Source organism: Bacillus sp. NPDC093026, from assembly GCF_044754665.1.
GTDB classification, from domain to species: Bacteria; Bacillota; Bacilli; order Bacillales; family Bacillaceae; genus Bacillus; species Bacillus maqinnsis.
Genome location: NZ_JBIVPN010000001.1, coordinates 577,456 through 603,158, shown reverse-complemented (window position 1 = coordinate 603,158; position 25,703 = coordinate 577,456). Strand labels below are relative to the sequence as shown.

The following is a 25,703-nucleotide window of genomic DNA, read 5'->3' as shown; positions in this document are numbered from 1 at the left end:
GCATTGACAGGTGTCACCATTTGTTCACTTTTTATGTGAAGATATGGTGTAAACATTTGAAGAAACGGGGCTCAAACTGTTACGATCAACATAGCAAACGATTCCTTTTCCTTGCAATTTGAGCCGATTATTTTTATAATTTTATTAATAAGTTCATTTGAACTTAATTTGACAGCGGAGGTTATGTATGGGTAAAAGGATATTTCTGTTTATATTAACGAACATTCTTGTTATCACTACGATTGGTATTGTTCTTTCGGTTATTAGTGCAGCAACTGGTGTTGGTTCGTATATAGGAGCAGACGGTAGAATTAATATAGTAGTGCTTCTTGTGTTCAGTGCGGTTGTCGGTTTTGTTGGGTCCTTTATGTCATTAGCAATGTCTCGTTGGATGGCGAAAATGATGATGGGCGTACGTGTGTTAAATCCTGAAAAGGATACGTTAACATATGATGAGCAGCAGCTTGTAGATCGTGTACACAGATTATCTAGAGCAGCAGGCCTTTCTAAAATGCCTGAGGTTGGTATTTATCAATCATCTGAAGTAAATGCTTTTGCGACAGGTCCATCTAAGAGAAGATCACTTGTTGCTGTATCCACTGGATTGCTTCATGAAATGGATGATGCAGCAGTTGAAGGTGTTATTGCGCACGAAGTGGCCCACATTGCGAACGGTGACATGGTGACGATGACGTTACTGCAAGGAATTGTGAACACGTTTGTTGTCTTCCTTTCAAGAATTGCGGCATGGATCGCAAGTCGTTTCGTCTCTCGTGAAGAGCTTGTGCCAATTGTCCACTTTATCGCTGTGATCGTTTTTCAGATCATCTTCTCAATTCTAGGAAGCCTTGTCGTGTTTGCTTATTCTAGACATCGTGAATTCCACGCAGACCGCGGCGGTGCTGACCTTGCTGGAAAAGACAAAATGATTCATGCGCTTCGCTCACTTAAAGCATATACGTCAAGAATTAAAGATGATGATCAAACAGCAGTAGCTACACTGAAAATCAGCGGAAAAAGAAAAGCATCTCTTTTCTCAACACACCCTGATTTAAACGAAAGAATTAGAAGACTTGAAGCAAAATAATGTAGAACAAAAGACATTCTGTCAAAGGGATGTCTTTTTTCTTTTTGATGAAAATGAAAATAAAGCATAAAATATCTTTAAAATCACTATTCTTTTCATTAAAATGATAAAGTATTGAAAAAGAAAGATAAAGAAGGAATTACAATGAATCCAATAAAAAAACTAATTGATCGGCTATCAGCATTCCAACTGATTGCTCTTTATTATTTTCTCGCTGTCACAGTCTCACTCATTCTTCTGAGTCTACCAGTCGCTCACAAAGAAGGAGTGAAATGGACATTTATAGATGCGCTATTTACGGCAGTCAGTGCTGTGAGTGTCACAGGTCTTACCGTTGTGGATACCTCACAGACATTTAGTGTAACAGGAATGTGGATTCTTGCTTTTGTTTTGCAAATTGGCGGAATCGGAATTATGACACTCGGAACTTTTGTTTGGCTTGTGAGGCGAAAGCGGATAGGAATAAAAGAAAGAAAGCTGATTATGGCAGACCAAAACCAAAGCAACTTATCAGGAATCGTTAAACTGATGAAGCAGGTCTTATATTTGATTTTACTCATTGAGTTTTTAGGCGGTCTGATTTTAAGTATGTATTTTCTTAAATATTACGACATGCAAGAGGCCTTTTTACATGGCTTCTTCTCAAGTATTAGTGCAACGACCAATGGCGGCTTTGATATTACAGGGAATTCATTAATTCCATACAAAGATGATTATTTCGTTCAATTTATTACAATGCTACTGATCATCTTCGGTGCTATCGGGTTTCCAGTGCTCGTTGAAGTGAAGGATTTTTTATTTAATCAAGATCGAAAGCATGCATCATTTTCGTTATTTACAAAAATCACGACCATTACGTTTGGCGGACTTGTTGTTGTTGGAGCATTAGGGATATATGCACTTGAAGCCCGTTTTACCTTCCTTGGAAAGAGCTGGCATGAAATTTTGTTTTATTCCTTATTTCAATCAACAGCAACAAGAAGCGGCGGTCTTTCGACACTAGACATTACACAACTGACAGAGCCGACGCTTTTATTTTTATGTATGCTGATGTTTATCGGGGCATCTCCAAGCTCGGTTGGGGGCGGAATTCGGACAACGACATTTGCGCTTAACATACTCGCTCTTTTTCACTTTGCCCGAGGAAATAAATCGATTAAAATTTTCAAAAGGGAACTGCATCATGCGGATATTTACAAATCGCTCATGGTGACCATGATGGCCTTTATTTTAGTTTTTGGGGCAACGTTTCTTTTGACATTGTCAGAGCACAACTCGCTTCTTGAAAATTTATTTGAAGTTTGTTCTGCATTTGGAACAACGGGATTATCACTTGGTATTACGTCTCATCTCACTGTATTTGGAAAGTGCATCATCATGATGGTGATGTTTATCGGTAGAATTGGGATTCCGAGCTTTTTATACTTAATTGGGCGGAGAGAAAGCGAAGCAAATTATCATTATCCGAAAGAGCGTGTGATCATCGGATAAACAGCATTCTCATGGATAGCTTCAGATGTGTTCAAAGGGCTAAAATGATGTTTAATTTAGCCCTTTGTTTTTTTAGTTGAAATTTAGGAAAACACGATCTAGTTGTCCGAAGTGAATTCTAATTTGTGAACACACCAGCGCGCACGGTCCTGACAAAGAATATGTGGGTTTGTCCTACACATGTAGCATTCTAGAAATGCTTTTTTATTTTCCATTATATAACTGTCTAAATTGAAGTTGATGTTCACATCCTATAATTAAGAGGTGAATGAGACGTGCTGGAAGTGTTATGGAAAGCAATCGTCATGCTGTTAGTTGGAACCATGCTACTGAGAATAGCAGGACCTAAATCCATTAGCCAATTAACTGTACAACAAACCGTGATTATGATTTCGATTGGGTCGATAATCATTCAACCTTTTATTGAGCATAATTTACTTGAAACGATTTATGCAGCGACCATCTTTATTGTTGCACTCATTATTATGGAAAAGCTGTCGATTCAATTTGATTTTTTTGAAAAACTTGTTTCAGGAAAATCTGTGGTGATTTTACAAGATGGAGAAATGCTGGATCAAAAACTGAAAAAAACGCGGCTTACAAGGGACCAATTCAAAATGCGTCTAAAACAGCAAGGAATTTCCGATATCAGCAGTCTCAAAAAAGCGACGCTAGAAGCGAATGGTCAAATCGGCTATGAGCTGAAACCAGAAGAAAAACCCATCACAGTGAAGCAAATGAAAGAACTATTTGAACAATTAAAAGAAGACCTAAACACGTCAAAAAAGGACTGATTGTAGTGAAAAGAAAAGCAGCGAAAAATGAAGCGTTGACAAACAATATGACGCCAACAGAAAGCGTGGCAACTGACAATAGACAAACTCAATTTGATGAACAATCAATTGACAGGCAAGCAAACCGAAACTCTCATCAAGGAAAACAAGGGGGGAGCATCTCATGACGAAAAAGCATGTAAAAAGTAAGGATTTGCAAGAACATAAAAAACCGATGAATCCAGACGTCTTAGAAGAGGAATTTGGCAGTGAGCTTGGAGATGTGAACAGCAGCAAGTGGTTTGAAACTTTCATGAAGCCAAAGAAGGATTCTTCGTGTAATCACGAAAAAAGTGAACAGTAAACAACCCTCTTTCCTTGAGAAAAAGGGTTTGTTTTCTTTTCAGCATGAATTGAAAACCCTTGAGTCTAGGAAGACCCGAGCTACTTGTGCGGAGGAGTGAGCACAAGCCGCAGATCTGAATACGAATGTAAGGGTTTGTCTACACGCTGAAACGATCCTTAGCGGATCGTTTTTTATTTGATATAGCTGCTTTGCCTTCCTGTAATAGTTCTTATGATATTTGTCATTTTGAGTTCGATTATTGGTTGAGAGACGGTTTTGACAAAAGTACTAGAAAGGGTGACGGTCAATAATATGGTTAGCAGTAATAGAATGAGTACACTTGCCGCATTAAATGCCCAATCATCAAACCATGTCGTTCTTAAAAGCTTAATGACAAATCCATGCAATAAATACACATATAAGGTTCTCGTACCCCATTTTGTAAAGAAGAAATGGCGAGTCGGGACTAAAGCAAAAAAGCTAAATGTGGCTGCAAATGCAAGCATGTACCATGCCATTCGTTTGATTGCGGCAATCACACCTTCATCCCCGAGTGAAGAATACGACTGTGACCCAAATAAGAAAGAATAATCGAATTCGTAAAAGAAACAAAACAGAAAGACACCAAGTAGCACAAGAAGTGCCGTTATTTTACCAGTACTCGTCCGGATGAATTCAAAGTGTTGCTTCTTTAAATAAAAACCAGCTAAAAACATCGGTAGAAAAACAAACGTACGTGATAAGCTGAGCGTGTTACTAATGCTGTCAACGTACCCGACAAGTAATGCAGTCAATAAACTGACGATCATCGCCCAGTAGAATTGCAACTTGGAAAAAGGAATGAGTAGTAAATTCCAAAAGAATAAACTAATTAAAAACCATAAAGACCAGTGCGGCTCCATCGGGTTTAAGCTCGACATGCTTTGATCCTGGAGTAAATAATTGCACACAGAATAAATCACCTGGAAAATGAAATATGGGATGATCAGCTTAAGTGCGACCTTTTTTATAAAACCAGGTTTTCTAAATCCTTTCGCAAAGTAACCAGATATCAAAATAAATGCAGGCATATGAAATGTATAGATAAACTTGTATAAATAGAGCATCCAATCATGATCATGGATGAATGACCGTAACAAATGACCAAAAACGACTAAAAAAATGAGAAGAAATTTTGCATTATCAAAATAACGATCTCGAGAAGCTACCATAACATCACCTTTCCCACTTTATTTTTCTATGAGCACTGTTCCCTCATTCGCCCCATTCTAAAAGACAGTTTTGCTCATTTCACCATTTGATTTGAAATTGTAGAATGGTTGTAAAAGAAGAGTAAGAATAGAGAACCATTCTATAATCGTGTTATTCAAATGAAATAAATTGAGGCTCTTCGTTCAAAAAGTTTTCTTTTTTATGAGTCGAATGAAGGAACAATGAAAAGATTGTAGAAATACTCGTAGAGGAATCAGGCTGGAAAAGGAGTGTAAGAGAATGACTGAAACGCTCGATGACAATCAATTAATGACTGCAGGAGATATCAGAAAATTACAAAAAGAAAATGAGTATTTGCGAAATGAACTGACGCAGCAGGAAATGCTGTTAAATAAGGCGTTAGATGCCATCTTTATATTCGATCAGCAGCTCAACATCATCCAAGCCAATGAAGCAACGTGCAGGCTTGTACAGACACCGAAAGAAGACCTCATCAATAAATCCGTTCTTGATTTCCTATATGGCATCCCTGAAAATAGAATTGAATGTTCTTTAGAGACTTTTTTTCGAAAAGGCACATTAAAAAAAGAAATCTCAATCCAGCTAGAAAATGGAGAGACGAAATACATTGAATTTTTTGCAGAACATGATGAATTGAATCACCAATATATCGTTGTCATGCGAGATGTTTCTTCAAAGAAAATCTTAGAGCGCGAACGCTCCATGAATGAGCAACTGTTTAAGGATTTGTTTGATCGAGCAATTGATGGTATGGTCATATTTGATCAGGATGGTTGCATGATTGATGCAAACCACTCTTTTTGTCAGAGCTTTGAACTCAAAAAGACAGATTTAACAGACCGTTATTTACATGATTTTGTAGAAGAACAAAATCAACCGGCTTTACAGCACTTATTTATGTCATTGAAGGAAACGGGCAAAGCAAAAGGAGAGCTCCCTGTTACACTTCAATCCGGTAAGCAAAAAATATTTGAACTGACCATTACTTCAAATGTTATGAGCGGTTTTTATATGTCCATCATGCGTGATATTACAGAAAAAAGATTAATGGAAGAAAAGCTATTAAAAAGCGAAGAACGTTTTAGAGAGATTTTCGAAAATGCGATGGATGCCATTATCATATGGGCAGACGATGGCGAGATTGTGAGAGCCAATGAATCAGCCTGTCGTATTTTTGAATTACCTATGCATATGCTGATTGGTCAGAAACTAACCGATTTCCTAGTGAAATCTGATAAGAGGTACAGGCCTACAAGAAGACGATATATGAGAAATCATGAAATACGGGAAGAACTTCTATTTAGAATGGCGAATGGTCAATTTAAGGAGCTTGAATTTACATCGAAGCATGCGGTATTAGAAGGACAGCATTTAACAATTTTACGTAATGTTAGTGATAGAAAGCGAATGGAGCAAGAATTGCGAGAAAGCGAGCTTAAATTCCGTAAAGTGTTTAATGGTTCAATGGATGGAATTGTTCTTTTTGACAATCAATATCGCATTATTGATGTCAATCCCTCTGCTAGTGAGTTACTCGGACTGATGGATGGCCATTTAACTGAAACGAATCTTCTCCATATTCTTGCACCTTACCATATTGAAAATTTGGCACAGCCAGCACAGGCTATATCATTAGATGAAATAGATAATGAAGTTCCATTTGTGCTGAACCACCATGATCAGCGCATACTAGAGTTTTCATTTAAACGCAACATTATTCATAATATGAATCTTGCCATTTTTAGAGATGTGACGGAACGAAAGGAATTAGAAGAACGAGTCAGAAAATCGGATACACTTCATGTAGTCGGAGAGCTTGCAGCCGGAATTGCACATGAAATTAGAAACCCAATGACAGCATTAAAAGGGTTCATTCAGCTATTAAAAGGAAACATAGAAGGGGAATATTCACTCTACTTTAATGTCATTACCTCAGAGCTAAAAAGAATTGAATCGATTATTACTGAATTCTTAATTTTGGCGAAGCCGCAGGCAATTGTTTATGAAGAAAAAAATGTGGTGCAAATTATGAAAGACACGATGGATCTGCTTCACGCACAAGCCAATCTCGGCAATGTCCAAATGCACTTGAACGTCTTGGGTGAAATCCCGCTTATCTACTGTGAACAAAATCAATTAAAGCAAGTTTTCATTAATATTTTAAAAAATGCGATTGAAGTGATGCCGCAGAAAGGGAATGTGTACGTCAGCATCAAACGAAAAGGTGAGGATCATATTGTCATTTCATTAAGAGATGAGGGATGCGGAATGGCAGAGGATAAGCTGAAGCGGCTTGGAGAACCATTTTATACAACGAAAGAGAGAGGGACTGGGCTAGGTTTGATGGTTAGCTACAAAATCATTGAAGAACATCAAGGAACCATTGAGGTGGAGAGCGAGGAAGGAGTGGGGACTGTGTTCCATCTCACTTTACCGCTTAGACAAAAGCGACAAGAAGGAGCGCATTAATGTGAATTATACAGTCTTCAACGCACCGATTGGTGAATTATACATACTAGAGAAAGATCGTGTCATCATAGAAGTATTGTTTGATGACGAGCCGTTTTTAGCAAAACAACGAACATCAGAAATAAACAAAGAAGAGACACCCGTATTAATAGAAGCGAAAAGACAGCTTGCTGAGTATTTTAACAGAGAGCGAAAAATCTTTACTCTTCCGCTCAAACAAGAAGGGTCACCATTTCAAAAGCAAGTATGGGAAGCACTCTCGACGATTCCGTACGGTGAATCAAAGAGCTATGCTGATATTGCGGAAGCAATCGGGAATCCAAAGGCAGTAAGAGCGATTGGACAAGCCAATCGGCGAAATGCACTGCCAATTTTCATCCCGTGTCATCGGGTCATTGGGAAAGACCGATCACTGACTGGCTATGCAGGAAGTAAAACGGATATGAAAGCCGTCCTGCTTGAATTAGAAGGAATCCCATTTATAAAAAAATAAATCAATTGACCTGTTCCAAATGTTCGCATGCGACATATCCTTTCATTAAGCTAAAAATGTTGGCTTTGGGAAAAGGAGGTCGTCATGATGTTATGGGGAAAGAAAGGTAAAATGTATGCAGTGACGTCACTATGTGTCAAATTGAATGTCTTAACAGAGGAACAAAAGAAAGAAATATTAGCTAAAACGCTACAAACAAAAAAGCACGGTGCTCTTAAACGGTAAGAACACGGTGCTTTTTATTTATTTTAGTTAGATATATTTTCAGTGAAAAGAGCATCAATTTCCTCTGTATAATTGGATGTGATGATTCCTTTCTCTGTAATGATACCTGAAATGAGTTGATGCGGTGTGACATCAAAGGCAGGATTAAATACCTGTACATCTTCTGGTGCAATTTGCACACCATTTAATTCCTTCACTTCCAGCGGATCACGTTCCTCAATGGGGATATCTGACCCATGATCGATTGACATATCAAAGGTCGAGAGAGGTGCCGCCACAAAAAATGGAATTTGAAAATGTTTGGCAAGTATGGCTAGACCTAAAGTGCCGATTTTATTAGCCGTATCGCCATTTCGGGCGATTCGATCAGCCCCAACAATGAGAGCAGAAATTTGTTTTTCTTTCATCGTATGAGCTGCCATGTTATCTGTAATGAGTGTCACGTCGAGACCGCCCTGCATCAATTCCCATGTCGTCAGTCGAGCTCCTTGCAAGACAGGACGAGTCTCACAAGCATAAATATGAAGATCAAGATTTTTCTTTTTGGCTAAATAAAAAGGAGCAAGCGCTGTTCCGTAGCGGCTAGTAGCGATGGAGCCTGCATTACAAATGGTCATGATTCGGTCACCAGACGTAAAGAGCTGGAGTGCATTTTGACCGATTTGGCGACATATTTCTTCATCTTCAATTTGAATTTGAATGGCTTCATGGACAAGATCTGTTTTGGCTGCATTGACCGAAGCGGCACGCTCAATTCGCTGAAAAAGTCTGTCTAAAGCCCATGCAAGATTAACGGCTGTTGGACGAGACCGATTGAAATATTCCTTCAAGCCGATCACTTCTTCTTTGAAGACATCAATATCTTCTGTGTCGATATCTTGAGCACTTAGCGCCAGCCCAAAAGCAGCTGTAATCCCAATAGCAGGTGCTCCGCGCACTTTTAATGTCACAATCGCATCGTAGACATCTTCCTTCGTATATAAATGCTCAAATACAGTTTCAGCCGGTAATTTTTGTTGGTTTAAAATTTTAATGTTGTTTCCTTCCCATTCGACTGAACGGGGGACTTCAAAATCTTTTCTCAATACCCGTCACTCCTTTACAGATTGTTGGAATAGTGCGACGAGGTCGGACGCTGTTTCGACTGCACAAGATTGTTTGATGAATGTTTTTCCTAGTGTAAGTGCTGCTTTTTTCTGAGTGAGACGTTTGGCTGGTGATGAAATCGCATCAAGATCGGCAGCATGTGCGAGTCCAATCGTTCGACGAACGAGTTCACAGCCGGCAAATCCGGTCGCTTCTTTTAAGATACGATCAAATGTTTTTTCTAAAAAGCTGTCTGACACGCTAAATGCTTCAATGCTGTCTTCTTTCCATGCTTTAGTGAAAACCTCTTTGAACGTAGCCCAAACATTTTCAACATGGTCAAAAAGTGGCTGTTGATCTTTTTCGTTTTCACGAGATAAAGCATTTAAGAGCAAGTTCGCTATAAATTGTCCAATATCGAATCCAAATGGACCGTAAAAAGCGAACTCTGGATCAATCACCTTTGTTTCATGATCGCTCGCAAATATACTGCCTGTATGAAGATCTCCATGGACAAGTGTTTCAGCCGAGGTCAAAAAGATTCGCTTCAGCTCTGCTGCTTTGGCCTGCAATTCTAAATCTGCCCATAGTTTTTCAACTTCTTCTCTTAACTCCTCTTCAAAGTCATTTGTTTCACTATTGAAGAAAGGGTCCGTAAAGACAAGCTTTTCTGTTATGTCACAAAGATCTGGGTTTGTGAATTGCTTAACATACTGTTTTTTGATTTTAGGATTTGTTGCAAAGTCAGATGTATAAAAAAGCGTTTTACCTAAAAATTCTCCAACATGATCTGATAAGTGCGGATAGTTTTTTCCGGCAATTAGCCCTTTTCTGACGATTTCTAGGTGTGAAAGGTCTTCCATTGCAGTGACAGCAAGAGTTGTATCAGAATAATAGACTTCTGGTACAAGATGTGGTACGTATTCAGATTGTTTAATGAGCGCGGCACTTTCAATTCTTGCGCGATCTAATGTAAGTGGCCAGCTTTCCCCAACGACCTTTGCGTAAGGTAAGGCCTGCTTGAGAATGAGTCCTTTTTGATGTTTGTGATCAAAGATATGAAAGACATAATTTAAATTTCCGTCGCCAATTTCAGTACATGTCAAATGGCTGCTTTCCTGTATTAAACCTAGTCTAATGGCAAGTGCAATAGCCGAGCTCTCTGTTAATTCTTCGTATGATGCCGTAAGTGTTACCAATTGCTTCCCCTCCAAATCATATAAAAAACCTCTTTCTCCCGAGAGAAAGAGGCTTGATAGTGATCTATGTGTTCAAAGCCCCTCTTATCTCTCAGCACATACGTCTGATGGAATTAGCACCGTGCCCTACAAGACAATTGTCTTGGCGCTTATATTGCTACGCCCCACTTCACAATGGTATTAACGGTCGGTTGCTGTTGGGGTCAAAAGGCCAATTCCCTCGCCCAACTCTCGATAAGAGAAATCAATATGTAATTGTTCAATTCATGTACGCATTTCTTAATTCAAGATATTATCAGAGCGACTCTTCGCATGTCAATCTTTTTTCAAAATTGCTTTACAATTCATAAAACAATCCATTACAGTGAGTGTATTGTCATGTAACTTGAATAGAAGGTGAAAATATGGAATTCCAACAATCAGATGTTTTGAAAAAATTGCCTGAACAGTTTTTTGCTTCGCTCGTTCAAAAAGTCCAAAAGAAACTTCAGGCTGGGGCAGATGTGATTAATTTAGGACAGGGAAATCCTGATCAGCCGACACCGCCGCATATTGTCAAAGCAATGCAAGCAGCGGTAGAGAAGCCAGAGAATCACCAATACTCCTCATTTCGTGGAACAGCGAAGCTAAAGAAGGCGGCCGCTGCATTTTATCTAAGAGAATATGGCGTCACGCTAGATCCTGAGACTGAGATTGCAATTTTATTTGGCGGTAAGGCGGGACTTGTTGAGTTGCCACAATGTTTACTGAATCCTGGAGATACTGTGCTAGTCCCAGACCCAGGCTACCCTGATTATTGGTCAGGCGTAGTGCTCGCTGGAGCTGAAATGGTCACAATGCCACTTCTTGAAGAAAATGATTTTTTGCCTAATTATGATCTATTGTCAAAAGATCATAAGGAAAAAGCAAAATTGATGTACTTAAATTATCCAAACAATCCGACTGGCGCTATTGCAAGTCGTGCGTTCTTTGAAAAAACCATTCATCTAGCGAAAGATCACAATATTTGTGTTGTCCATGATTTTGCTTATGGCGCCATCGGATTTGATGGAGAAAAGCCAATCAGCTTTTTACAAACGGACGGAGCAAAAGAGACGGGGATTGAAATCTATACATTTTCAAAAACTTATAATATGGCAGGCTGGCGAGTTGGTTTTGCAGCAGGAAATCCATCTGTAATAGAAGCCATTGAGCTTTTTCAGGACCATATGTTTGTTTCACTTTTTAAGGCGACTCAAGATGCAGCGGCAGAGGCTCTATTAAGTGATCAAACCTGTGTGCAAGTGCAAAATGATCGATACGAGAAAAGACGAAATACATGGATTAATGCAATCAGAGAGATCGGCTGGGAGGTACGTGCACCAAGGGGCTCTTTTTTTGCATGGTTAAAGGTGCCTGAAGGTTATACATCTGAATCCTTTTCTGACTTGTTATTAGAGAAAGTGCATGTTGCAGTTGCGCCGGGAAATGGCTTTGGTCTTCATGGTGAAGGCTATGTCAGAGTCGGGCTTTTGACAAGTGAGGAGCGGTTAAAGGAAGCAGCTAAACGGATTGCTTCATTGCGTCTATTTGAAAAAAAGTCATTGACAACATAAAAAAACGATGCGATAATTCAGGCAATATGTAAGAAAATTGAATATTCTTATCAAGAGTAGGCAGAGGGACTAGCCCAATGAAGCCCGGCAACCGACTTCCAAGAAGCACGGTGCTAATTCTTGCAGCAGGCGCTGAGAGATAAGATTCAGATGAATGAAACGAAACCTCTTTATGGCGCTACCCTAGCACTTGAAGAGGTTTTTTTATTGAACATATAGAGGACGCGATAGAAAGGGGATTCCTAGTGAGTGAATTACTAGCAACATATGTATTAACACACCAAGAGGATGAACAAATTGACCAGAAAGCAGAGCAAATCGCACTTGGATTAACGGTCGGATCATGGACGGATTTGCCGCAATTAAAGAAGGATCAACTAAAAAAACATAAAGGCCGCGTGATCGAAGTAAAGGAAAAATCTGTGCGAGAAAATGGTCTTGTTCAATCAGAAGTGACAATTGGTTATCCTGAAGCCAATTTTTCGACTGATTTACCAGCCGTTTTGACGACTATTTTTGGGAAGCTTTCACTTGATGGGAAAGTGAAGCTTGCCGACATAGAATTTTCGACAGCGTTTAAGCGAAGCCTACCTGGACCGGTGTTTGGAATTGAGGGCATACGAAGCAAACTGAATGCTTTTGAACGACCGCTTTTAATGAGTATTTTTAAAGGTGTGATCGGTCGTGATATGCAGGATTTAAAAGAACAGCTTCGTTTGCAGGCTTTAGGCGGTGTTGACTTAATCAAAGATGACGAAATTTTATTTGAAAACCCATTGACGCCATTTGAAGAACGTATCAAAGAAGGAAAAAAGATCCTAAATGAAACGTATGAAGAGACAGGACGCCGCACGCTTTATGCAGTCAATTTAACTGGCAGAACCTTTGACTTGAGAGATCGAGCTCGAAAAGCAGTTGAACTTGGAGCAGATGCGCTATTATTCAATGTATTTGCTTACGGACTTGATGTGATGCAGAGCTTAGCGGAAGACCAAGAGATTCATGTCCCCATCATGGCGCATCCAGCGGTGAGCGGTGCATTTACATCATCTCCTGAATATGGATTCTCGCATTCTCTTCTTTTAGGTAAATTAAATCGATATGCTGGTGCCGATTTTAGTCTTTTTCCATCTCCTTATGGGTCAGTCGCACTTCCGAAAGAAGATGCACGAGGCATCTATGAAGCTTGCGTGAAAGAGGACACTGTTCAAAAAACATTCCCTGTTCCATCAGCGGGTATTCATCCAGGAATGGTGCCGCTATTAATCAGAGATTTTGGGTTAGATCATGTGATCAATGCAGGCGGAGGTATCCATGGACATCCGCGCGGAGCCATCGGTGGAGGAAAAGCATTTAGATCAATGATCGCCGCTGTTTTAAGTGGTGAGCCAATAGAAGAGAAGGCGTCATCTTGTCAAGATTTAAAAGCAGCACTTGATCTTTGGGGAAGGGTAGCAGATTAAATGAAAAAGCCAATTGTATGTTGTGATTTTGACGGTACGATTACAACAAATGATAATATTATTCGCATTATGAAGCAGTTTGCTCCAAGTGAATGGGCGCAGCTGAAAGATGGCGTCCTGTCAAAGGAGATCACGATCAAAGAAGGCGTCGGACGCATGTTTCGTTTATTGAATAGTGAGCAGAAGGAAGCCATTCAGTCGTTTATTCTACATGATACAAACATTCGAGAAGGCTTCGAACAATTTGTCGCTTATTTAAAAAAAGCAGAGATACCCTTTTATGTCTTAAGCGGCGGTATGGACTTTTTTGTGTATCCTGTACTCGAAGGCATTGTGGAAAAAGAACACATTTATTGTAATCACGCGTCGTTTAAGGAAAAGAACATTCAAATTGAATGGCCTCATGCCTGTGATTCACAATGTCAAAATGGTTGTGGCTGCTGTAAGCCATCGATTATTCGAAAGCTCGCACATGAGAATGATTTCATTGTCGTGATTGGAGATTCAGTGACAGATATTGAGGCAGCAAAATGTGCTGATCTGACGTTTGCTCGTGATTATTTGCTGAATGAATGTAGAAATCTAGGCCTCATACATAAAGAATATGAAACATTTGTTGATGTAAAAGCGCAATTTGTTCAAATAAAGGAAGTGAAAAAATGGCAGATGCAAAGAGCAAACGGTGGCAAGAGCTAGCTGATGTCAAACGTGAACTGGCAGCAAGAGACTGGTTTTACGGAACAAGCGGCAATTTATCTATTAAGGTGTCGGATGAGCCAATGACTTTTTTGGTGACGGCAAGCGGAAAAGATAAACGAAAAGAAACAGACGAAGATTTTGTGCTTGTTGATGAAACGGGTCAGCCGTATGAGCCAAATCAAAAGCTTAAACCTTCTGCCGAAACGTTGCTTCATACTTATTTATATCGGCGGACAAAAGCAGGTTGCTGTCTCCATGTCCACACAATTGATAATAATGTCATTTCTGAGCTGTACGGAGACGAAGGAGAAATTCGTTTTAAGGGAAACGAAATCATCAAAGCGCTCGGTTATTGGGAAGAGGATGCAGAAGTCGCTATTCCTATTATTGAAAACCCGGCTCATATTCCGCAGCTTGCTGAACGATTTGCAGAGCACCTCACAGAGGGCATGGAGTCAGGTGCTGTACTCATTCGGAATCATGGAATTACGGTTTGGGGAAAGACAGCATTTGAAACAAAGCGGATGTTAGAGGCATACGAATTTTTATTTAGCTATCATTTAAAATTAAAGCTTTATAAGACGCAGTTTGTGAAATAAAAAGGAGGAGAGACATATGGCTACCATTTATATTCATAACGAAGAGAAAACACTACTTGAGAACGAGCAAGAGGTTGCTACTTATTTAGAAAAACAAGGTGTCATTTATGAACATTGGAATATTGATAAGTTACCAAGCCATTTATCAGAAAAGTATGATTTAACGGATGAGGAAAAAGCCGAAATTTTGTCCGTTTTTAAAGACGAAATTCAAAGCATTTCAGAGCGAAGAGGGTACAAAGCACAAGATGTCATTTCATTATCTGATGCGACACCTAATCTAGATGAGCTGCTTCAAAACTTTAAGCGTGAGCATCATCATACAGATGACGAAGTACGATTTATTGTGAGCGGCCATGGTATTTTTGCAATTCAAGGAAAAGATGGTGTATTTTTTGAGGTGAGATTAAATCCAGGAGATTTAATTTCTGTTCCTCCTAATACCCGTCACTACTTTACACTACAAGAGGACCGCAAAGTGGTCGCAGTTCGCATATTTGTCACAACTGAAGGATGGGTCCCGATTTACAAAGAAGAAACGGTCTAATTCAAGAGCTGATCATTCCGCTAGGACGGAAGGTCAGCTTTTTTTATGAAAATAGACATAAAATGAGAAGATGATAGTTGATTTTGAACTTCTGCATAGGATAAAATTCTGTTTAATCAATGTGTCAGTCCTGTCCAAATTTGAAGTTTACCCCCAAAACTGATTGGGTAAAAGGTCTTTAGACTGTAAAAAATTAAATCAAATCAGCTTATTTAATTTAATTTACAAATAAAGTATAATTTTGGTGTTAGCGATTTAAAGAGTAAACAGACGAATTCACTGCGGGAGCTGAGATCATGAATATCTATGTAAGGAAAGAAAAGCTATTGATGTCAATCGATGAAAAGAGAAAACAAATGGTAGAAGTTGCTCAAGTAGAAGGATATACAGGCGAAACGACGATTAAATATAGTCAAGAGCTGGACAACCTGATGAATGAGTATCAGCACCTTCTTTTTCATGAGAAGCAATCTGTTGCATCCTTTCATGATATTGTGTGCCAAATGAGCCTCCTATCTGTGAATCGTCCCTCTTATTGACATAAAAAAACCGGTCTTGCATCAGGCAAAACCGGCTGAAAACCTTAAGCTATGCTGAGTGAGCGGAAGGGAGCATAATCATGACCGTCGTTCCTTTGTTCACTTCACTATGTATATCGATTGTCCCGCCATACATGGAAATGATTCGTTTACAAACGACAAGCCCCAGACCTGTCCCTTTTTCCTTCGAAGTAATAAATGGGAGGAATATATGCTTGAGCATCTCTTCTGGAATTCCTTCACCCGTATCTTTCACTTTAATGATGACATGTTCTTTTTCAGCCTCGATTATAATCTTCAAATGACCGCCATTTGGCATCGCTTCTAAAGAGTTTTTTGCTACATTCAATACGACTTGTTTAATATGATCCTTAGTACAAAAAACACCAACATCTTGTATTGTATTGATCTGCAAATCGACCTCAACATTATAAAGATTGGCCTCTGAAAAAACAATCGGCATAATCTCACTCACAATTTCTTTCACGGAGTTCATCTGCCATTTTTCTGCAGTTGGTTTTCCTAATACGAGAAATTCACTCACGATCTGATTGATGCGTTTAATTTCTTCCTCTATCACAGAAAAATAAAGCTGATCTTCCTCTGAATGGTACTTCTTTTGGAGTAGCTGTATAAAACCGCTAATGCCTGTTAATGGATTACGAATCTCGTGAGCCGTACTTGCCGCAAGTGTTCCAATCAATTCAAGCTTTTGTGCTTCATTTTGATGACGTTCCTGCTGGGTTTGCCGCCTTAAAATGAAATATTGGACAAGTGTGAATAAAATATTTAATAAAATAAATACACTGGATAAGGGGAACAGCATAACAGACAAAACTTCACCTGTTGTAGCACGTTGCGGAAAAACCTCAAGCTTCCAACTATTTTCGTCTAAATAAGTAGACACTGTACTGCCGTTTCCTGATGCTGGCGGTGGACCGCTTGTAAACACAACATGTCCATTTTGATTGAGCATCTTAAAATGAAGCTCTGGGTTTAATACATTCATGATATTTCTTAAATAATCAATTTGAATCGCTGCTACAAGAACATTGGTGACATTCTCGTTTTCATCCAATACAGGTACACAAATGGAGAGAATAGGTTGCTTTGTAATTCTACTCACATAGTTATCTGTAATCACTGTCTGTTTTGTTACTAGAATTTGCTTAAAGTAATCTCTAAATGATAAATTGATTTTTTCTTTTAATGGAGTTGTACTAGCTGTTACATCTCCTTTTTTGTTTAAGAGATACAAACCTGAAAAGCGTGGTTCTTGTTTATAAATTTTCTCTAAGATGTGCTGTACTTTCTTAGGATCCAGCGGCTGATCAAATCCCATCGCAAGTGATGTCAATCTCGCTTCTGTCTCACTAATTAAATAATTCATTTGATTCTTGTGAATATTTAACATAAGTGTAGCGGTTTGTTTGTTTTTTAAATCAATTTTTTCAGTTTCTTTTTCGTAGATAAAATAACTAATGATTAGGGTTGGAATCATCACCAAAAGAAGGTACAGTCTGATTTTCTTCCAAAACCCTTTCAGTATACTCATCATTCATCGCTCCAACGTATTACCTAATAGACTTATTATAGCATTGAACCTATCTTTATTACGAAAACTTGTGTAAATTAAAAAAATTAGGTGATTCGTTATGGTCTGATTTTCATGCATTTATTGATCAAGATGTTGACATTTTACTTATTGTTTATTAAGGTCACATTAGTGGGTTGCATTTTATAAAGGATGATAAAAAATGACGAATAATCATGTTGAGAAATCTTTGAAATTATTTATTGTATTATCACGTGCCTATCGCTCAATTAATCACCATATGAATAAACATATTGTGAAGCACGGTCTAAATCAGACTGAGTTTGCCGTTCTGGAATTACTTTATCATAAAGGCGATCAGCCGCTTCAGCAAATCGGTGATAAGATACTGCTCGCAAGCGGAAGTATTACGTATGTGGTAGACAAATTGGAGAAAAAAGAACTCCTTAGTCGTAAGGCTTGTGCTGAAGACCGCAGGGTGACATTTGCGCATATTACTGAAAAGGGACGAGCTTTACTTGACGACATTTTCCCAGATCATGCGAAAGAAATACATGAAATGATCAGTGTATTAAGTGAAGAAGAGAAGGATGCCTGTATCAATATGTTGAAAAATGTAGGACTGCATGCGAAACATTTATATGACCATAAAGAATAACACAAAATAAAAAGGAAGCCTGATGCAGCTTCCTTTCAGCGTGTAGACAAACCCTCGCATTTCGTTGTCGGATTCTCGAGCGCTGGTGCTCACGAATTTCATATTCGCTCCGCACAAGTAACTCGGGTTCTTCCTAGACTTCAAGGGTTTTCAATTCACGATGAAAAAGACAAAGGGCTAAAATAAAAACCATTTTAGCCCTTTGCCAACAATCTGAGGAAGCCGGTGGCTTCTTTTTTTATTTAGCTTTTTTCTCGATCGGTAAAATGAGTACTTCTACACGTCTATTTTTACTTCTGCCTTCTGCTGTGTCATTTGAAGCAATTGGCTTAAATTCGCCATAGCCTTTTGTACTGAAATTCTCTTGGTCTAGATGACTGTTCTCAAGTAGAATATTTAAAAAGTTAACAGCACGAATGGCACTCAAATACCAGTTGGATTTAAACTCTGAATTTCTAATGGGTACATTGTCTGTATGTCCGCTAATGACAATATCACGTGCTGGATTAATGACGAGTAGTTTTGAAATTTCTCTTGCAAGTGGAACATCTTGTGACCGAATGTCAGCTCGACCTGAATCGAAGAAAATACTGTCTTCAATGGTAATCAACAGACCTTCATCAGTTAGCTTTGTCTCGAGCTTAGAGCCAAGCTTTTTTTTAGCAATAAATGTATCCACTTGCTTTTTGACCTTTGTTAAGACTGCCTGATCTCGTGCTTTTGCTCTGGCTTCTTCGTCATCTTCTGCAAACTTTTTGGTTTCGTTGCTGTTTTGGATTTCCTCTGTGTTTTGCATACTTGATTGATCCATTACACCAGTACCACCAGTAAATACAACATTGAAAGATTTGGCCATCTGTTCATATTTTGCAACATCAATTGAACTTGAAGCGAACAAAACAATAAAGAGGGCAAGAAGAAGCGTCAGAAGATCAGCGTAAGGGATTAGCCAAGACTCATCTACATGTTCATCATGATCATGTTTTTTACGTTTCCTAGCCATTCTGTTTTTCTCCTTCTTCAATGACGATATTTGCGCGTTCTTTTGCCGGTAAGTACATCAGTAGCTTTTGTTCAATAACTTTAGGAGATTGACCTTCAAGGACAGAAAGAATGCCTTCGACCATGATGAGGCGAAGCTTGACTTCTTCCTTCGATTTTCGCTTTAATTTGTTTGCAAACGGGTGCCATAAAACATAACCTGTAAAAATCCCAAGCAAAGTTGCGACGAAGGCAGCACTAATTGCATGTCCAAGCTTTTCAATATCACCCATGTTTGCAAGTGCGGCAATCAAACCAACGACAGCGCCAAGTACCCCAAGAGTAGGGGCATATGTACCTGCTTGTGTGAAGATTAGTGCACCTGACTGATGTCTTTCTGCCATCGCATCCACTTCTTCTGTTAAAACGTCTCGAATAAATTCAGCGCTTTGACCATCAACCGCCATGCTTAATCCGTTCTTTAAAAACTCATCATCGACTTCTTCAAGATTTGCTTCTAACGCTAAAAGACCTTCACGACGAGCCACTTGAGCCCAGTTTGAAAAAAGAGGGATCATCTCTTGAATGGTTGGAAGATTATGATCTTTGAAAAGCTTACCAAATAATTTAGGTGTTTTTTTAATTTCACCTGATGGGAAGGCGATCACAACAGCTGCAATCGTCCCAACAATAATGATTAATATAGCCGCTGGGTTGATAAGAGCGGTTAGACTGACACCTTTCAAAACCATACCGAAGCCAAGTGCAATAAATGCTAAAATAATACCAATTAACGATGTTTTGTCCATTATCTCACCAAATCCTTTAACTATCTTTTTCTATAGTTAATATCGGTGTGTTCCAGAAGGGTTTTAGTCAGAATATAAAATTCAGACAGTTTCTGTGAAGAAATTTTGAAGGAAGCGCTTTCTATCAATCGCAAAAAAGAACCCCCTCTTAAATAGAAGGGGGTTACATTTGACTCTTTTCAATTTCGTCATCAATCAGCAGATCTTTTAATTTTTCTTCATATATGAGTTTGATGAGATCATAACTCCAGTTCAGCATGTGATTCACCTCTTTTTCTTTTATCGTACAGGAAAAGAGATGAGGAAGCGTCAGTGTGTAGATGGAAATTGACGCCCCAACATGATGGATCAATTCATCAACCTTTGGATGTATTTATCCTTTTTTCACAACGATCTCATCATTTTCTACATCAACTGTAAATCCAGAAAGAGGTTCTTCATCAAGCAAGATCTCGGTCATTTGATCTTCGACATGCTCTTGAATGGTTCTTCTTAATGGTCGAGCACCAAAAGCAGGGTGGTAACCAAGCTCTGCAATCTTCTCTTTCGCTTCATCCGTTACTTGTACAGTTAAATTCTGCTCTTTTAATTGGTCTTTTAGCTCTGCGAATAGAAGGTCAACAATCTTCACTAAATCTTCTTTGTCTAATGACTTAAATTGAATGATACTGTCAAAACGGTTCAAGAATTCTGGCTTGAAATAAGCGCTGAGAGAATCAATGAGTGATTGTTCTTCAATCGCTTCTTCCTGCTCAGACTGGAAGCCGACTTTGGCTGTGTCATCATTGATTCCCGCATTACTTGTCATAATGATGACAGTGTCTTTAAAGCTGACGGTTCTCCCTTGGCTGTCTGTTAAGCGGCCATCCTCCATCACTTGCAAAAACATATGTTGAACATCTGGGTGCGCTTTTTCAATTTCGTCCAATAAAATAATGCTATATGGTTTTCTTCGAACTTTCTCAGTGAGCTGACCAGCCTCATCATGTCCAACATAACCAGGAGGTGAACCAATAATTTTTGACACAGAATGTTTTTCCATGTACTCACTCATATCTAAACGAATGATGGCATCTTTTGAGCCAAATAACTCTTCAGCTAATGTTTTTGACAATTCGGTTTTACCTACCCCGGTTGGTCCAACAAAAAGGAAAGAGCCAATCGGTCTATGCTTAGATTTTAAGCCAGCTCGGCTTCTTTTAACGGCTTTCGCCACTTTTTGTACGGCATGTTCTTGACCAATCACTCGTGCTTTTAAGCGGGCTTCAATTTCTTTCATTTTTGTTTGTTCGTCAGCTTGCAGTTTGCCAACTGGAATACCTGTTTTTTGTTCTACAATGGTTTGAATGTCTTCCGCTGTGACGATATATTCTTTGTTATTTGCTTTGCTTTGAAGTCTTGCTTCAATGGCTTCTTCTTCGTCTCGAAGTTTAGCTGCTTTTTCATATTGTTCTTCTTGCAGTGCGGCTTGTTTTTCAGCGGCAATCTGAGCCAGTCTGTTCGTGAGTTCATCTTCACTTGCTACATCGAGGGTAAGGTTGGCTTTTGAGCCTGCTTCATCCATTAAATCGATGGCTTTATCCGGCAGATGACGGTCTTGAATATAGCGAGCAGATAAGTGAACGCAAGCTTTAATGGCTTCATCAGAATAAGTGACACCATGATATGTTTCATATTTATCTTGAATGCCTTTTAAAATCTCAATCGCTTCATCCGGTGTTGGCTCGTCAACGATGACAGGCTGAAAACGTCTTTCAAGAGCAGCGTCTTTTTCAATTTGACGATACTCTTTTAACGTGGTCGCACCTACTAGTTGAAGTTCGCCTCGTGCAAGGGCAGGTTTTAAAATGTTACCAGCATCCATTGAGCCTTCTGCAGATCCTGCTCCGACAAGAAGGTGGATTTCGTCTACAAATAAAATGATATTTTTTCGACTTTGCAATTCTTTTATCAACTGCTTCATCCGTTCCTCAAATTGACCACGCACCCCTGTGTTTGCAACGAGTGAAGAGACATCTAATAAATAAATTTGTTTGTTTTTTAATTTATTTGGTACATCACCGTTTGCAATTTTCAGCGCAAGCCCTTCTGCAATCGCTGTTTTACCGACTCCTGGTTCGCCAATGAGAACCGGATTGTTCTTATTTCTTCTATTTAAAATCTCAATGACTCTTTCGATTTCTTCATCACGACCAATGACTGGATCAATGAGACCAGCATTTGCACCATCGGTTAAGTTGCGTCCGAGCTCATCGAGTAAGCCCTTTTGTTTTGGCTGCTTCTGAGCAGGAGCATGTTCGGTTGGTTGAGAGAAGAATGAACTTCCTCCGAACAGGTTAGGTCCCATTTTCATTTTTGATTGCTCCATGAAAGAGGCGTAGCAGTCTTCACATAAAACCATTTGGCTACGGGACGAATTGACTTGCATATTCAGGCGAATAGTTGCTTCATTCACTTGACAATGTTGACAACGCATTTGCCATTACCTCCTTTAAATAAAGTTTGACTTTATTTGACCAATTGAATTTAAATAAAATGGTCTGTTGTTTGACCATCTTTGACTATAGTATACTCTGACCATCTTTGACTTTCAACTGTTTTGCTCAGAAAAGTGTGAAATCATTCTTTTTTGCCTTTAATCATGGTTTGTCCTTCTTTTCAAGGAACATGTCTCATAGGATAAAAAAAGATAATCGAAAGTGATGGGTGCGGAGGGGTCACATGAAACGTTCAAATGAATCCGCTTTTCAGCTTGCCTTTGTATACGTAGGAACAGTGGTTGGGGCTGGGTTTGCGACTGGAAAAGAAATCGTAGAGTTTTTTGTGCGTTTTGGCTGGATTGGACTAGTAGGCATTATGATTAGCGGAGCCATTTTTACTGGTCTTGGCGCGAAAATGATGCTGATCTCTAAACGAATTGAAGCAGAATCGTACCAAGACTTGAATCGTTTTTTATTTGGAACAGTAGCTAGTAAATATATTAATATCGTGATGTTTTTTATTTTGCTTGGTGTCACCTCTGTTATGCTTTCTGGAGCGGGGGCTATTTTTGAGGAGCAGCTTGGGATCTCTAAGGAATATGGTATTTTTTTAACGATCATTCTTAGTTTAGTTGTGCTTTATAAGGGGTCGAAAGGTTTATTTGGCGTTAACGTCCTCGTTGTTCCTATGCTCGTATCCTTTTCATTGATTGTGTTTCTTGATTCATTTGTATTTAGCAGCAGTGAAAGCCATGTACTTGCGATGCAATTGGGAAAGGCAGAATGGATGTTGTCTGCTGTGTCATACGGTGCTTTTAACTTAGCATTATCTCAAGCAGTTCTAGTGCCAGTCGCGAATGAAATGACATCTGAAGCTGTCATTAAAAGGGGAGCGGTGCTTGGAGGTGTGATGCTTACACTCATTTTGCTTGCTTGTTTTTTATCCCTTTCTTCATTAGAAATGTTAGAGACATTTGATATTCCGATGGCTCAGGTTGTTTATCAAGTGGCTAACTCCATTCATCTCATCTATTTATTGGTTATCTTCGGTGAAGTCTTTACGTCAGTCATTGGAAATTTATATGGACTGGAGAGACAGGTGAGAGCCTATATTCAGATGAAAAGCATCAATACGATTTCCCTCATTTTGATTTGCTGTTATATTATTAGTAAAATTGGATATGGCACACTCATTTCAACGGTTTACCCAATTTTCGGTTATGTCAGCATCTTTTTTATCTTCTTTCTTTGCCTAAGGAAGGTGCCCGAATAACCGCTTTATGAAGAAAGGATGGCTTGTATTGAGAAAATGTGATACACTAGCCTCTGTGAAAATTGAACAAAATCCGTGATGACGGGAGAGGTTCTAGCAAAACCCTCTATAAAAAACTAAGGACTTGCCGTATCCTTGGATGTGGCATTTTTTATTTTTTATGGTTAGGGCACCTCATATCAATGTGAAGGTGTCTTTTCTTTTGATAAAGATAGGGGTTTTCAAGGAGCCTTTCAGAGCAGCGCTGCAAAAGGAGGAAAAATGGACATGAAAAATGAAAAAGCAGTCGTTGTCTTTAGCGGGGGACAGGATAGTACGACATGTTTATTATGGGCACTTCAAAATTTTCAAGAGGTAGAAACTGTTACCTTCCATTATAATCAGCGCCATCAAGAAGAAATTGAAGTAGCAAAGCGCATTTCTAATAAACTGGGTGTGAAGAATCATCTATTAGATATGTCTCTTTTGAATCAACTGGCTCCAAATGCTTTGACAAGAGATGACATTGAAATAGAAGAAAAAGAAGGCGAACTTCCTTCCACTTTTGTCCCTGGAAGAAACTTAGTATTCTTATCCTTCGCATCCATTCTTGCGTATCAAATTGGGGCAAGACACGTTATTACAGGTGTTTGTGAGACAGACTTTAGCGGCTATCCTGATTGTCGTGATGAGTTTGTGAAGTCTTGTAATGTGACAGTCAATTTGGCGATGGAGAAATCATTTGTGATTCATACGCCGCTCATGTGGCTGAACAAAGCAGAAACATGGAAGCTTGCTGATGAGCTAGGTGCACTAGACTTTGTGAAAAATGAAACGTTAACATGCTACAACGGCATCATTTCTGATGGCTGCGGGGAATGTCCTGCTTGTAAGCTGCGGAAAAAAGGATATGACACTTACATGGAAATGAAGGAGGCGAAGTAAGGTGCTTTCTCAAATTTATCCACAGACGGACCATCCGTATGCATTTGAATTAAATAAAGATATGCAGATATCGGCGGCTCACTTTATACCGAGAGAGGATGCTGGTGCATGTAGTAGAGTGCATGGTCATACGTACACCATCAATATCACTATTGCAGGAGACCATTTAGATGAATCGGGGTTTCTCGTGAACTTTAGCTCACTGAAAAAGCTCATTCATGGGCAGTATGATCATACGTTGCTAAATGATCATGAGGAATTTTCCTCAAACGATTCATATGCCATGCCAACAACAGAGGTTGTCGCAAAAACAGTGCATGACAAGGTCGCAGCATATTTATCGACATTAAATAATCGTCCTATTTGTGTACAAGTATTTGTAAGAGAGACGCCAACGAGCTATTGTATTTATCGCCCGAAACGAGTTGAATCGAATGACTAAAGCAATCCCGGTATTAGAAATCTTTGGTCCAACCATTCAAGGCGAGGGAATGGTTATTGGACAAAAAACAATGTTTGTCAGAACAGCCGGCTGTGATTACTCGTGTAGCTGGTGTGACTCATCGTTTACATGGGATGGGTCGGCAAAACATGAGATTAAGTGGCTTCAGGCTGAAGAAATTGTGAAAGAGCTGAAAAAAATAGGCGGAAATGCTTTTTCTCATGTTACCATTTCAGGAGGGAATCCAGCTCTTTTAAAGCAAATCGAATCACTTATTGACTTGTTACATGAAGAAGGAATAGACACAGCCCTTGAAACACAAGGAACAATGTATCAAGACTGGTTCTTAAAGATTGATGATTTAACGATCTCTCCTAAGCCGCCGAGTTCAAACATGAAAACGGATTTTACGAAACTTACACGAATCATTGATGAATTGAAAAATGGGGACCGCCTGCAACATGCAAGCTTGAAAGTTGTCATCTTTAATGATCTTGACCTAGCATATGCAAAAGATGTTCATGCAAAATACCCAGAGCTTCCTTTTTATTTACAGGTAGGAAATGATGACACGGTCACATCTGATGATGCGTATTTGCTGACACACTTATTGGAAAAATATGAAGCACTTGTTGATCAAGTGGCAAAGGATCCAGACCTGAATCGTGTGAGAGTGTTACCACAGTTGCACACATTATTATGGGGAAATAAACGAGGCGTATAGAAAGGAAGAAATG

General features: G+C 39.2%; 26 protein-coding genes and 3 riboswitches. Of the genes, 19 read left to right on the top strand and 7 right to left on the bottom strand.

What is annotated here, in order from left to right:
* Positions 1 to 187: 187 nt before the first annotated feature.
* The 5 genes from htpX (at position 188) to ACIQCE_RS03040 (ending at position 3,715) form a co-directional block, all read left to right on the top strand.
* Positions 188 to 1,087, top strand: coding sequence for a protease HtpX (gene htpX / locus ACIQCE_RS03060; protein WP_353856011.1), 900 nt, complete (start codon positions 188 to 190; stop codon positions 1,085 to 1,087).
* A gap of 144 nt (positions 1,088 to 1,231) precedes the next feature.
* Complete coding sequence (locus ACIQCE_RS03055; RefSeq protein WP_400493542.1) at positions 1,232 to 2,578, top strand: TrkH family potassium uptake protein; 1,347 nt, start codon at positions 1,232 to 1,234, stop codon at positions 2,576 to 2,578.
* 275 nt (positions 2,579 to 2,853) lie between these two features.
* Complete coding sequence (locus ACIQCE_RS03050) at positions 2,854 to 3,372, top strand: DUF421 domain-containing protein (RefSeq protein ID WP_400493540.1); 519 nt, start codon at positions 2,854 to 2,856, stop codon at positions 3,370 to 3,372.
* A gap of 5 nt (positions 3,373 to 3,377) precedes the next feature.
* Positions 3,378 to 3,539: a hypothetical protein gene (locus tag ACIQCE_RS03045; protein ID WP_400493538.1), complete on the top strand. Its 162-nt coding sequence runs from the start codon at positions 3,378 to 3,380 to the stop codon at positions 3,537 to 3,539.
* Positions 3,536 to 3,715, top strand: coding sequence for a hypothetical protein (locus ACIQCE_RS03040; RefSeq protein ID WP_400493536.1), 180 nt, complete (start codon positions 3,536 to 3,538; stop codon positions 3,713 to 3,715). Before ACIQCE_RS03045 ends, ACIQCE_RS03040 begins: the two co-directional genes overlap by 4 nt.
* A gap of 173 nt (positions 3,716 to 3,888) precedes the next feature.
* Here ACIQCE_RS03040 and ACIQCE_RS03035 read toward each other — a convergent pair whose 3' ends face one another.
* Positions 3,889 to 4,908 carry an acyltransferase family protein gene (locus ACIQCE_RS03035; RefSeq protein ID WP_400493534.1) on the bottom strand — a complete coding sequence of 340 codons (1,020 nt, stop codon included), beginning with the start codon at positions 4,906 to 4,908 and terminating at the stop codon, positions 3,889 to 3,891.
* 280 nt (positions 4,909 to 5,188) lie between these two features.
* Between ACIQCE_RS03035 and ACIQCE_RS03030 the strand changes: the two genes are divergently transcribed.
* The 3 genes from ACIQCE_RS03030 to ACIQCE_RS03020 all read left to right on the top strand — a co-directional run bounded on the left by ACIQCE_RS03030 (position 5,189) and on the right by ACIQCE_RS03020 (position 8,117).
* Entirely contained in the window at positions 5,189 to 7,399 is a 2,211-nt protein-coding gene (locus ACIQCE_RS03030; RefSeq protein WP_400493533.1) for a PAS domain S-box protein, read from the top strand.
* A 1-nt stretch (position 7,400) separates the two neighbouring features.
* Positions 7,401 to 7,892: a methylated-DNA--[protein]-cysteine S-methyltransferase gene (locus ACIQCE_RS03025; protein WP_400493531.1), complete on the top strand. Its 492-nt coding sequence runs from the start codon at positions 7,401 to 7,403 to the stop codon at positions 7,890 to 7,892.
* Between the two features lie 84 nt (positions 7,893 to 7,976).
* Positions 7,977 to 8,117: a hypothetical protein gene (locus ACIQCE_RS03020; RefSeq protein ID WP_400493529.1), complete on the top strand. Its 141-nt coding sequence runs from the start codon at positions 7,977 to 7,979 to the stop codon at positions 8,115 to 8,117.
* Between the two features lie 23 nt (positions 8,118 to 8,140).
* Here the strand turns inward: ACIQCE_RS03020 and mtnA are convergent, their stop codons facing one another.
* Together mtnA and mtnK are read right to left on the bottom strand one after the other, a co-directional pair.
* Positions 8,141 to 9,202: an S-methyl-5-thioribose-1-phosphate isomerase gene (gene mtnA / locus ACIQCE_RS03015; RefSeq protein WP_400493527.1), complete on the bottom strand. Its 1,062-nt coding sequence runs from the start codon at positions 9,200 to 9,202 to the stop codon at positions 8,141 to 8,143.
* 6 nt (positions 9,203 to 9,208) lie between these two features.
* Positions 9,209 to 10,402, bottom strand: a complete 1,194-nt coding sequence (gene mtnK / locus ACIQCE_RS03010) for an S-methyl-5-thioribose kinase (protein WP_400493525.1) — start codon at positions 10,400 to 10,402, stop codon at positions 9,209 to 9,211.
* 81 nt (positions 10,403 to 10,483) lie between these two features.
* A riboswitch (SAM riboswitch) is annotated at positions 10,484 to 10,643 on the bottom strand.
* 163 nt (positions 10,644 to 10,806) lie between these two features.
* Here mtnK and ACIQCE_RS03005 point away from each other — a divergent pair.
* From ACIQCE_RS03005 to ACIQCE_RS02980, 6 genes are all read left to right on the top strand, one after another.
* On the top strand, positions 10,807 to 11,997 hold the full coding sequence (locus tag ACIQCE_RS03005; protein ID WP_400493524.1) for a pyridoxal phosphate-dependent aminotransferase: 1,191 nt from the start codon (positions 10,807 to 10,809) through the stop codon (positions 11,995 to 11,997).
* 44 nt (positions 11,998 to 12,041) lie between these two features.
* Positions 12,042 to 12,143: riboswitch (SAM riboswitch) on the top strand.
* 99 nt (positions 12,144 to 12,242) lie between these two features.
* Complete coding sequence (gene mtnW, locus ACIQCE_RS03000) at positions 12,243 to 13,460, top strand: 2,3-diketo-5-methylthiopentyl-1-phosphate enolase (RefSeq protein WP_400493522.1); 1,218 nt, start codon at positions 12,243 to 12,245, stop codon at positions 13,458 to 13,460.
* A complete protein-coding gene (locus ACIQCE_RS02995; RefSeq protein WP_400493520.1) occupies positions 13,461 to 14,156 on the top strand; it encodes a 2-hydroxy-3-keto-5-methylthiopentenyl-1-phosphate phosphatase in 696 nt (231 codons plus the stop codon). It abuts the gene before it with no gap.
* Positions 14,120 to 14,758 (top strand): methylthioribulose 1-phosphate dehydratase, encoded by a 639-nt coding sequence (locus ACIQCE_RS02990; RefSeq protein ID WP_400493518.1) that lies wholly within the window; start codon positions 14,120 to 14,122, stop codon positions 14,756 to 14,758. Before ACIQCE_RS02995 ends, ACIQCE_RS02990 begins: the two co-directional genes overlap by 37 nt.
* A 16-nt stretch (positions 14,759 to 14,774) precedes the next feature.
* Complete coding sequence (locus ACIQCE_RS02985; protein WP_400493517.1) at positions 14,775 to 15,305, top strand: 1,2-dihydroxy-3-keto-5-methylthiopentene dioxygenase; 531 nt, start codon at positions 14,775 to 14,777, stop codon at positions 15,303 to 15,305.
* Positions 15,306 to 15,601: 296 nt separating this feature from the next.
* Positions 15,602 to 15,844, top strand: coding sequence for a Spo0E family sporulation regulatory protein-aspartic acid phosphatase (locus ACIQCE_RS02980; RefSeq protein ID WP_353855996.1), 243 nt, complete (start codon positions 15,602 to 15,604; stop codon positions 15,842 to 15,844).
* Between the two features lie 49 nt (positions 15,845 to 15,893).
* Here the strand turns inward: ACIQCE_RS02980 and gerPC are convergent, their stop codons facing one another.
* A complete protein-coding gene (gerPC, locus tag ACIQCE_RS02975) occupies positions 15,894 to 17,399 on the bottom strand; it encodes a sporulation kinase KinD (RefSeq protein ID WP_353856573.1) in 1,506 nt (501 codons plus the stop codon).
* Positions 17,400 to 17,601: 202 nt separating this feature from the next.
* On the opposite strand from gerPC, the gene mhqR reads away from it, so the two are divergent.
* Entirely contained in the window at positions 17,602 to 18,057 is a 456-nt protein-coding gene (mhqR, locus tag ACIQCE_RS02970) for a MarR family transcriptional regulator MhqR (RefSeq protein ID WP_353855995.1), read from the top strand.
* A gap of 238 nt (positions 18,058 to 18,295) precedes the next feature.
* On the opposite strand, the gene motB is transcribed toward mhqR, so the two are convergent.
* The 3 genes from motB to ACIQCE_RS02955 form a co-directional block, all read right to left on the bottom strand.
* Entirely contained in the window at positions 18,296 to 19,060 is a 765-nt protein-coding gene (motB, locus tag ACIQCE_RS02965; RefSeq protein ID WP_400493515.1) for a flagellar motor protein MotB, read from the bottom strand.
* Positions 19,053 to 19,847, bottom strand: a complete 795-nt coding sequence (gene motA, locus ACIQCE_RS02960) for a flagellar motor stator protein MotA (protein WP_353855993.1) — start codon at positions 19,845 to 19,847, stop codon at positions 19,053 to 19,055. The genes motB and motA overlap by 8 nt, the downstream gene beginning before the upstream one ends.
* A 373-nt stretch (positions 19,848 to 20,220) precedes the next feature.
* Positions 20,221 to 22,323, bottom strand: a complete 2,103-nt coding sequence (locus ACIQCE_RS02955; protein ID WP_400493514.1) for an ATP-dependent Clp protease ATP-binding subunit — start codon at positions 22,321 to 22,323, stop codon at positions 20,221 to 20,223.
* A gap of 245 nt (positions 22,324 to 22,568) precedes the next feature.
* On the opposite strand from ACIQCE_RS02955, the gene ACIQCE_RS02950 reads away from it, so the two are divergent.
* From ACIQCE_RS02950 to queE, 4 genes are all read left to right on the top strand, one after another.
* Positions 22,569 to 23,600, top strand: a complete 1,032-nt coding sequence (locus ACIQCE_RS02950; RefSeq protein WP_400493512.1) for a YkvI family membrane protein — start codon at positions 22,569 to 22,571, stop codon at positions 23,598 to 23,600.
* 81 nt (positions 23,601 to 23,681) lie between these two features.
* A riboswitch (PreQ1 riboswitch) is annotated at positions 23,682 to 23,726 on the top strand.
* A 141-nt stretch (positions 23,727 to 23,867) separates the two neighbouring features.
* Positions 23,868 to 24,524 (top strand): 7-cyano-7-deazaguanine synthase QueC, encoded by a 657-nt coding sequence (gene queC, locus ACIQCE_RS02945; RefSeq protein ID WP_400493510.1) that lies wholly within the window; start codon positions 23,868 to 23,870, stop codon positions 24,522 to 24,524.
* 1 nt (position 24,525) lies between these two features.
* Positions 24,526 to 24,966 carry a 6-carboxytetrahydropterin synthase QueD gene (gene queD / locus ACIQCE_RS02940; protein WP_400493509.1) on the top strand — a complete coding sequence of 147 codons (441 nt, stop codon included), beginning with the start codon at positions 24,526 to 24,528 and terminating at the stop codon, positions 24,964 to 24,966.
* A complete protein-coding gene (gene queE, locus ACIQCE_RS02935; protein WP_400493507.1) occupies positions 24,959 to 25,690 on the top strand; it encodes a 7-carboxy-7-deazaguanine synthase QueE in 732 nt (243 codons plus the stop codon). Before queD ends, queE begins: the two co-directional genes overlap by 8 nt.
* Positions 25,691 to 25,703 lie beyond the last annotated feature (13 nt).

Coding starts and splice junctions, on each gene's coding strand:
- htpX (WP_353856011.1), top strand. CDS start 188: ATGGGTAAAAGGATATTTCTGTTTATATTAACGAACATTCTTGTTATC.
- ACIQCE_RS03055 (WP_400493542.1), top strand. CDS start 1,232: ATGAATCCAATAAAAAAACTAATTGATCGGCTATCAGCATTCCAACTG.
- ACIQCE_RS03040 (WP_400493536.1), top strand. CDS start 3,536: ATGACGAAAAAGCATGTAAAAAGTAAGGATTTGCAAGAACATAAAAAA.
- ACIQCE_RS03035 (WP_400493534.1), bottom strand. CDS start 4,908: ATGGTAGCTTCTCGAGATCGTTATTTTGATAATGCAAAATTTCTTCTC.
- ACIQCE_RS03030 (WP_400493533.1), top strand. CDS start 5,189: ATGACTGAAACGCTCGATGACAATCAATTAATGACTGCAGGAGATATC.
- ACIQCE_RS03020 (WP_400493529.1), top strand. CDS start 7,977: ATGATGTTATGGGGAAAGAAAGGTAAAATGTATGCAGTGACGTCACTA.
- ACIQCE_RS03005 (WP_400493524.1), top strand. CDS start 10,807: ATGGAATTCCAACAATCAGATGTTTTGAAAAAATTGCCTGAACAGTTT.
- ACIQCE_RS02995 (WP_400493520.1), top strand. CDS start 13,461: ATGAAAAAGCCAATTGTATGTTGTGATTTTGACGGTACGATTACAACA.
- ACIQCE_RS02990 (WP_400493518.1), top strand. CDS start 14,120: ATGGCAGATGCAAAGAGCAAACGGTGGCAAGAGCTAGCTGATGTCAAA.
- ACIQCE_RS02985 (WP_400493517.1), top strand. CDS start 14,775: ATGGCTACCATTTATATTCATAACGAAGAGAAAACACTACTTGAGAAC.
- ACIQCE_RS02980 (WP_353855996.1), top strand. CDS start 15,602: ATGAATATCTATGTAAGGAAAGAAAAGCTATTGATGTCAATCGATGAA.
- gerPC (WP_353856573.1), bottom strand. CDS start 17,399: ATGAGTATACTGAAAGGGTTTTGGAAGAAAATCAGACTGTACCTTCTT.
- mhqR (WP_353855995.1), top strand. CDS start 17,602: ATGACGAATAATCATGTTGAGAAATCTTTGAAATTATTTATTGTATTA.
- motB (WP_400493515.1), bottom strand. CDS start 19,060: ATGGCTAGGAAACGTAAAAAACATGATCATGATGAACATGTAGATGAG.
- motA (WP_353855993.1), bottom strand. CDS start 19,847: ATGGACAAAACATCGTTAATTGGTATTATTTTAGCATTTATTGCACTT.
- ACIQCE_RS02955 (WP_400493514.1), bottom strand. CDS start 22,323: ATGCGTTGTCAACATTGTCAAGTGAATGAAGCAACTATTCGCCTGAAT.
- ACIQCE_RS02950 (WP_400493512.1), top strand. CDS start 22,569: ATGAAACGTTCAAATGAATCCGCTTTTCAGCTTGCCTTTGTATACGTA.
- queC (WP_400493510.1), top strand. CDS start 23,868: ATGAAAAATGAAAAAGCAGTCGTTGTCTTTAGCGGGGGACAGGATAGT.
- queE (WP_400493507.1), top strand. CDS start 24,959: ATGACTAAAGCAATCCCGGTATTAGAAATCTTTGGTCCAACCATTCAA.